Raw genomic sequence first — 7619 nt, forward strand, 5'->3', positions numbered from 1 at the left:
AATCCGAATAGGCCTGTGATCGTGGGATCCCTGCATGACAGCCTGAATCCGGATCTGGTTAATAACCTGAATAACACCCGGAACCTTATTCGCACGGCTGCGCAGAACGAATTGCGCATGGAGGATAAGGAGAATTTCGAGCATATACATTTGACGACGCCGTACCAGACCAGTGAGCTGAATCTGGGACATATGGTCGATGGGGAACGCACGGAACGGGGGCGCGGCGCGGAGTTGCGTAGCGACGAGCATATTGCTGTGAGGGGTGGGAAGGGTGTTCTGTTGTCAGCGGAAGTTCAGCCGAACTCCAGCGGTCAGCAACTTGCAATGCAGGATGCCGATACGACGCTTAGCCAGGCCCGGGATCTACTGCGCTCGCTCACCGATTCGGCCAACACCGCTAAAGCATGGCTTGCCGAGGTTGATCAACAGCGTTCGCTCATCGAGGAGAAGCTGACGAAACTGGGCAGGCCCGTGCTTGTCGCGACCGCGCCAGACGGGCTTGGCATCGCGAGCGGACAGCAGCTGCAGGTGGCGTCTCGCAAGCAGATGTTCGTGACTTCGGGCGAGGGCCTTGACATAGGCGCATTCAAGCGCATCACGGCGGCCGCCGGCGAAGCGATTTCATTCTTCGCGGCAAAACTGGGAATCCGTCTTTTTGCTGCGAAGGGAAAGGTGCAAATCCAGGCCCAGGGCGATGCTATGGAACTGTTGTCCATGCAAGGCATGGTTGTGAGCTCTTCTGATGGTGAAGTGACGATCACCGGGCGCAAGGGTGTGACGATTGGCGATGGCTCGGGAGCCTATATCAAATTGTCGGGCGGTAAGATTACGCTTGGCAGTCCTGCAGGTGAGATTGAGGTGAAGGGCGATCTGACCATCGGTGATGCCGACGGCGGAAGCTTCACGTTCCCGTCCTGGTCCAACACGCCCGTGCACGACATCAAGACCCCGGTTTCCTTTGGATTTTCTGAATAAGCATCGAGATGGCAACTTCCACACCCTCTGCACGACCCGCGTCGGCGCCACAACCTGCTTCCGCGCCGCAGCCAGCTTCAGGTGGCCAACGCAATGCCCCTGCCGCACCTCGTAGCGCACCGCGCGCCACGCCACCAGACACAAAGGTCAAGCAGTTGTCGTTCGCGTTCCCCTTCTTGAAGAAGGGGCAGCGGGAAACGGATGCGGCGAGCAAATTCACCGACGAACACGAGATCTACCAACTGCTGGCGGACAAGGAGCCCGGTGGCAGTTTTCTGGTCAGCAAGAACGGGTTTTGGCACGGGGGCATCCACATCACCGAGAACGGCGCGGGCAGCAAGCTGGATCTGAAGCAAGGCGTCCGATGCATTGCGGATGGCCATGTCATTGCTTACCGGGTGAACCGGAGTTATCCGGTGAGTCAGCTCGGGAACGTGCAAGTGCCCTATAGCACGGGGTTTGTCTTGGTACGCCATACGATGGAGTTTCCGAAAGGCACGACGCTGACGTTCTATAGCCTGTACATGCATCTTCAGGCGTACGAGGAGTATGAGCAGGACACGGCCAAGGCCAAACCGGCGTATTTGTCTGCGCTCGCGCAGTACCAGATCACGTCCTCTGCACAGGACAAGCCAGGTGCGAGCCGAACCGGCCAGGCGTCAGATGCCGGCCAGCAGGGTCTGAACGTGCGCAGCGGTCCAAAAGCGGGACATAGAGGAAGTGCGCCGCTTGGCGTTTTGCCCCAAGGCGCCACTGTGAGTATTGGCGAGCGTCAGCATGCCTGGGGCAAGATCACCGACGCGCATGGCGCGCAACCGTACGCGTCCAAGGTGGGCGAAGTTCCGCCCGCCACAGTGGTGGGCGGGTGGATTTTCATGGGTAACGAGCACGGCGGTCCGGTGGTGGAGGAGATCATGCCCGAGGACGCCTTCGATCGCGTGGTGATCGCCCTGTCCTCCTCCGGTGACGCAGGCGATGCGAATGCGCAGGGTATTGCCGTGAAAGCGGGCGACTTGATAGGGCACCTTGGTCGCTTCGACTCATTGAGTGCGAGTTCGCCGTCCGCCACGCGCATGGCGCACATCGAGGTGTTTTGTGACGAGAGCGTCAAGTCGTTCATCGAGCAAGGCACAACGTGGGTTGGGTCGCATAGCGCGCATCCGGATGACTGGAAGCCGTTGGGACTTTCCTCTGAGCCGACGCTGCTGCGTATTGCGGAGGGGACGAAGCTGTATCGCAACGCGGAGCAAGCGGGCGCAGAGCCGCCGGTGACGGGCGTAGTGCAGCGGTGGTCGTTGGCTGAGCTGGCGCGTGATAAGACCAAGCAGCATACGGAAAAGACCGCGGATCGCAGCGGACGCAAGATGAACTGGTGGCGTGTAGGCAGCGCGGATCAGCGAGGACAGGCGATCGAGGGTTGGGTGCGTGAGCAGAATTTCGCGTGTGGAACCGTGACGCGAGAGTTTGCCCAGAACTGGGTGGATTTTACTTGCATCGATGGCGCGCACGATCCGGCGCACACGATGTTTGCGACGACCAAGGCGTGGGTGGACTTTGCCAATCATGCCAGTCCTGAAGATGCGAAGGCAGCGATTAAGCTTAGTCCAATGATGCAGGCGGTGTACCGAAAGTTGTTTCCGCAAGGCGACGGCAGCCGGGCGGCGGACGACTTGTGTCTGAGCTATGCAGGCGAATCAGGGCATTATCCGTGGCTGATGCAAGCGGCCTCGCGGCTGATTGTGAAGCATGAGAGCGAGTGGGCAAATCCGCAGAAGTGGCGACAGCTCTATACGGAAATCGAAAACGGAACGACGAATCCACAGTATGAGGAGGAGCAGAAGCGTATAGAGAAGTTGGTGTGGTGGGATGAGGTGAAGGCCAAGGTAGCGGGGTTTCCTGGGCCGGATGTGTTTCATTTGCATCCGATTGGGTTGGTGGGGAATTTTGCGCTTCAGAATGCGCGTTCAATCTCTATGTCGGGACTTTGGTTCATATATTCTCACGAGGCGCTTGCAGGAGTCACAAATCGACTGCATTGGCCGGGAGGCGCGAGTGGTGTGACGTTAGGGGCTGGGTACGACATGAAAACACGAACGGCGGCCGACATTGCTTCTGACATGGTCGCTATCGGCATTGCCCAAGACACAGCAGACAGCATCTCGCAGGTGCCGGCTTATCCGGCGACGACGCAAGCCGCTTCGCGAGAGACAACCACAATTTACTAAACCTGAGTGACGATCAGCAGGTCCAACTACTCACGCACACCGTGAGGAGGTACGAGGCGACGGTACGCAACTCGATTACAGTTCCGCTGCGACAAAATGAATTTGATTCATTAGTTAGTTTCGCCTATAACCCGGCAGGGCGCTGGGGCAGCGTATCTAATCTCGTAAATGCGGGAGAGATAGACGGAGCAATGAACAGAATTCGTGAGGGCAATACTTCTGGCGGCGTCGTAATGCGTGGATTGACGAATCGGCGTGCTGATGAGGTAAACCTTTTTCTAGATAATCGTTATGAATTCAACGGGCAAACTCTTCCTGCTCGCTAACCTACACGGATCGATTAAAATGCGAAAGCTTCCCGTCCGCTCGTTTGTAGTAAAGGTTGTTGCGTTGATACTTACCACGCACTGCAGTTTTCTGTTCGCGGCAGATTCCATACCTCTTATCGATGGAGTTTGGAGGGTTGGCGAAGTTCGAATAAATGCCAATTCGACGGCAACAAGTCATTATCTTCCGAATGATCCTCGTCTGGTTGGAAGACTATTTGATTTCAAAACTTCAGCTATCTCGAATGATATGCCTGAAGCTCAGCCTTGTGCTCAGCCGAGCCTTCAGCCAACTAATATAAGTTTAGCCAATACTATTGAGCAGAGCGTGGCCGGTTATGGGTTTCCTTCTCAACCGGCCGAAGCGTCTGACTTCGGTTTCGATCGAGACAAGGCGCAATCAAGTCCGACGTATCTGGTTCAGTGCCGCTTAGCTCCGTGGCATGCTGAACTCGGAACGAGCGCGATTCGCGGCGTTTGGCTTGCGAAAATTGATAGCGCTTCTGTTGCGATGCGATGGTATGACGAGACCTTGCTTATTTTAAAAAAAATCGCAATGAACGACACGCCCAAGCCGTCTTTTTCATGCCGCGCGGCCAGAAATACCACTGAAAAGACAATATGTGCGTCGTATGAACTGTCTGAATTCGACAAAAGTGTCTCGGCGGCATACGCTCTCTTTATAAAGCAAGCCAAAGAGACAGGCCAAAGTCAGAAAGATATTTCCGCCGATCAGATGAGATGGATGAAATCAAGGAACGCTTGCGGGTCCAACAAGATCTGTTTAATCGAGTCGATGCGCAGCCGATTGGAAGCTATCGTTTCGAATACTGAGATATAGAATAAGATTGAGTCTTTCGCGAGAAGGGAGATCGTTTAATGAGCAAGATTTCGCGTATAATATTCAAACTTGTTGGGGTAGCGATCCATTTTTGCGCAAAATGAACATAACCGATGTTTTAATGGATTAGCGCTGGAGCACTGAATTCAAGAGTTGGCCAATAACGAAATTTGTCAATGAAAAATCTAATCTACGAAGGCGACGCCACCAGCCACGGCGGCAAAGTGCTGACCGGTACAGATCGAATCAAAGTCAAGGGGCGACGAGCTGCGCGTGTGGGGGACATGGTTTCATGCCCCATACATGGCGATAACCCGATTGTCGAAGGAAGCCACCGTATCAAAGACGGCGCGATTCCGATCTCGCGCGACGGCGATCACACGCAATGTGGCGCGTATCTGATTGCGTCCACAAGCGGCGCCTCTGTTCGTTAGCCCATGCCTATAGATTTCGAGCGCATTCCGCCGAGGGTCGACGTGCCGTCGCCACCGCGTCCGTCTGCTTTGCTCTGGATTGCGTTGTTGTGCCTGGCACTTTGCATCGGAGCGACGACAACAGTTCTTTCCTGGACCGACGGAAGTCCGACGACGAGCGCCTGGTTTTGGCTATGCGCGGTGGGCTATCCAATTCTCGGATGGAGTTTTCTGCTCGCCGCAAGTTTGGCTCACGGGCATACAGCGCATCAGTCCGCGCTTGCCCAGAATCAAGTCAGCGAAAAGGCAGAGCAGGCATGCCATACCGCAGCCAGTCGTCCTCTAGCCATATACGGTTATGGGTGGCATTTTTCCTCCGACAAGGAACAGAACAGTCTTCAAAGTCTTTTGGATGGAAAGGTTCAATCGGAACTACGCCCGAGTGCGGCATTTCCCGACAAGGACGTACATGCCCGATGGATCGACGTTCCGGGCGAACCGTTTTATCCGGGCAATGAGCTTGGCGAGCACACACGCCATTTGGCCGTGTGCGACTGGCTCATTGAAAGTCTTCTGAATGACCTCTCTGAATCGCTGAGCAGAATGCCGACGCATGCGTTGCTGCACGTGCATCTCTATCTGCAATCTCGGCTCAAGCCCGGGCCTGTGGCCGAGCAGTTGCGCCGAACTTTGAAGGTCCGGCATGCGTCGCTCAATACGCGAGTCGACCCCGAAAAAACTCCGTCGATCTTCGCGACGGATGCTTGGCTCGATCAGGAAGATGAGAAGACGGTTCATCTGGTCATCGCGATACAACTTCGCGATGCGATTAGCAAGCTGCTCGATGATGGGCACGCAGAGGTCGGGACGGCACTCCTGTTCGGCGATCCGAAACTATTCAAAGAAGCAAATGCTTCTGCGCTGTGTTTGCACCGTCCAGCACGAGGTGAGGTGAATGACTTGGCAAATGTGGTCGGACTTGCCAGCCGTTGGGGCGAGGCGGACGCCAAGAGCCTCAACTCGGTTTGGGTTCATGGGTTGCCCGCCGACGATCTGGGGGAAGCGCGTCGTGCCGCAAATCTTGATGAAAGGATATCGTGGCGGCGAATCGAGGCGTCGGTCGGCGACTGCTCGGACGCCGGGGAGTGGCTCGCCGCAGCGCTGGCTGTGGCCAACGCCGATTCGACCTCAAACCCTCAACTGGTTCTATGCGCACAAGGCAATGAATTGATCGCGTTGATATGCAAGAGGGAAACGTGAAAGCAGTCAAAGAAATTCAAAAAAAAGAAACGCCCGTCTGGCTATTCATTTGCATCGCAATAACCATCATCTATGTGACGCTTGCGCTGACTCTGGCAGTAAAGGGGCCGAGCGTCGGCCTGTCGGGTTCCCGGCTGATCATTGCCGAACTCTCGTTGCTGTCGCTGTTCCTGGTCCTTCTTCTTTGCACGAAGCCCATTGAGGGGGCGGTGCTCTGGATTGCTTCTCTGAAGGCGATTCGCTGGTTTCGTCGTTACGATGAGAACAAGCAGCAGAGTCGATCGCGCGCTATACAAGGTGGGATCGAGCCAGACGAGCTTTTGAAACGCACGAAGTCGCTGCGCGATGCGCTGCGTGAACGCTATGGCCTGCGCTGGAGATATCGAGCGCGCTGGCTGCTCGTGAGCGGGGAGCATTCGCTGATAGAGGGGCTTGTGCCCGGTCTTCCTGCCGCTGGCTGGCGGTTCGTGAACGATGGGTTGTTGATAAGCGGAAGCCAAAGCGACGGACAGCCGGATGTCGACTGGCTCAATGGGCTGCGCAAGCTACGCCGTCGCCGTGCAATCGATGCGATCGTAGTAGTCACGCATGCACAGGATTCGTTTGACAAGCCATTCGATGCCGAGACCTTCGGGCAACGCGTTACGCGACATGCACGCGTCTTGCGCTGGGCCGCGCCCGCATACTTGGTGAATGTGAAGGAGTGCACGGGCGCTTTATTCAAGCACGACGAAAGCGTCGGGCATGTGTGGTCGAGCGCACGCGCCGACAAGGAACACATCGATAACACGCTCGCACGGCTCGCAGGCGAGATGTCCGATGTTGGCGTCGCGCGTCTTTCGCTCGATCCGTACGATCGGGTCGCTGCGGAACTGGCTCAGCAATTGGAGCAATTGCACGCAGCTTTGTCAGATCTTGTAGTGCGGCTCGGAAGCGCCCGGCTATGGCGCACCGCCGTTCACGGTTTGCTGTTTGCGGCGATCCCCTACACGCAAGAGACGGAAGATGGCGAGAAAAGCGAAGGGGCTCGTTCGGATTCGCCTGGCGCGGCGGCATTCAATCATGCGCTGTGGAGCACCATCGCCACCCACAGCCGCAAGATTTATGGCCGTCGCGTCGGCTTCTCATGGTCGACCACCGCAGCCTGGGCGACGACCGCCGTCGTTGCAATGTGGCTGCTGGGCTCGACGATCTCAGGCGCTTCGAACCGCGCGTCCATGCACGAAGCCGCTTCGACGCTGACCAAGGTCTCGACCACCCAAGACCCCACGCAAGCCCTGCTCGCGCTCGATGCGCTCGACAAGCAACTCGACACGCTCGAAGCCCATCGCAAGGAAGGCGCGCCGTGGCATACGCGCTTCGGCCTGAACCATGACGCCGCGCTGTACGACACGCTCTGGTCTGCCTATCAAAACGCCGCCTCACGTGCGCTGATCGAGCCGATCAAGGCGAAGCTCGAAGAACGCCTGCAGCAACTCGCCTCGCTCTCCGACGCCGAAATCGCGAGCGGCGGCAATGCACAGGTGCAAGCGGCCTACGACACGCTCAAGACGTATCTGATGCTGGCTCACCCCGA

Annotated in this window: 7 protein-coding genes; all 7 read left to right on the top strand. The window is 56.8% G+C overall.

What is annotated here, in order from left to right; translation table 11 throughout:
- Positions 1–978 (top strand): type VI secretion system Vgr family protein (locus tag AWB82_RS35895; RefSeq protein ID WP_143756986.1); only part of this gene is annotated, 978 nt, incomplete at its 5' end.
- A gap of 155 nt (positions 979–1133) precedes the next feature.
- Positions 1134–3203, top strand: a complete 2070-nt coding sequence (locus tag AWB82_RS35900) for an SH3 domain-containing protein (protein ID WP_086974000.1) — start codon at positions 1134–1136, stop codon at positions 3201–3203.
- Positions 3204–3205: 2 nt separating this feature from the next.
- Positions 3206–3529, top strand: a complete 324-nt coding sequence (locus tag AWB82_RS39310; protein ID WP_086974001.1) for a lysozyme — start codon at positions 3206–3208, stop codon at positions 3527–3529.
- Between the two features lie 19 nt (positions 3530–3548).
- Positions 3549–4370 carry a lysozyme inhibitor LprI family protein gene (locus AWB82_RS37500; protein WP_159462663.1) on the top strand — a complete coding sequence of 274 codons (822 nt, stop codon included), beginning with the start codon at positions 3549–3551 and terminating at the stop codon, positions 4368–4370.
- Between the two features lie 176 nt (positions 4371–4546).
- A complete protein-coding gene (locus tag AWB82_RS35910; protein WP_086974002.1) occupies positions 4547–4804 on the top strand; it encodes a PAAR domain-containing protein in 258 nt (85 codons plus the stop codon).
- Between the two features lie 3 nt (positions 4805–4807).
- A complete protein-coding gene (locus tag AWB82_RS35915) occupies positions 4808–6043 on the top strand; it encodes a hypothetical protein (RefSeq protein ID WP_143756988.1) in 1236 nt (411 codons plus the stop codon).
- The coding region (locus AWB82_RS35920) for an ImcF-related family protein (protein WP_235023590.1) at positions 6040–7619 on the top strand (1580 nt) is incomplete at its 3' end. The genes AWB82_RS35915 and AWB82_RS35920, both read left to right, overlap by 4 nt.

Source organism: Caballeronia glebae (assembly GCF_001545035.1).
In the GTDB taxonomy this organism is placed as follows: domain Bacteria; phylum Pseudomonadota; class Gammaproteobacteria; order Burkholderiales; family Burkholderiaceae; genus Caballeronia; species Caballeronia glebae.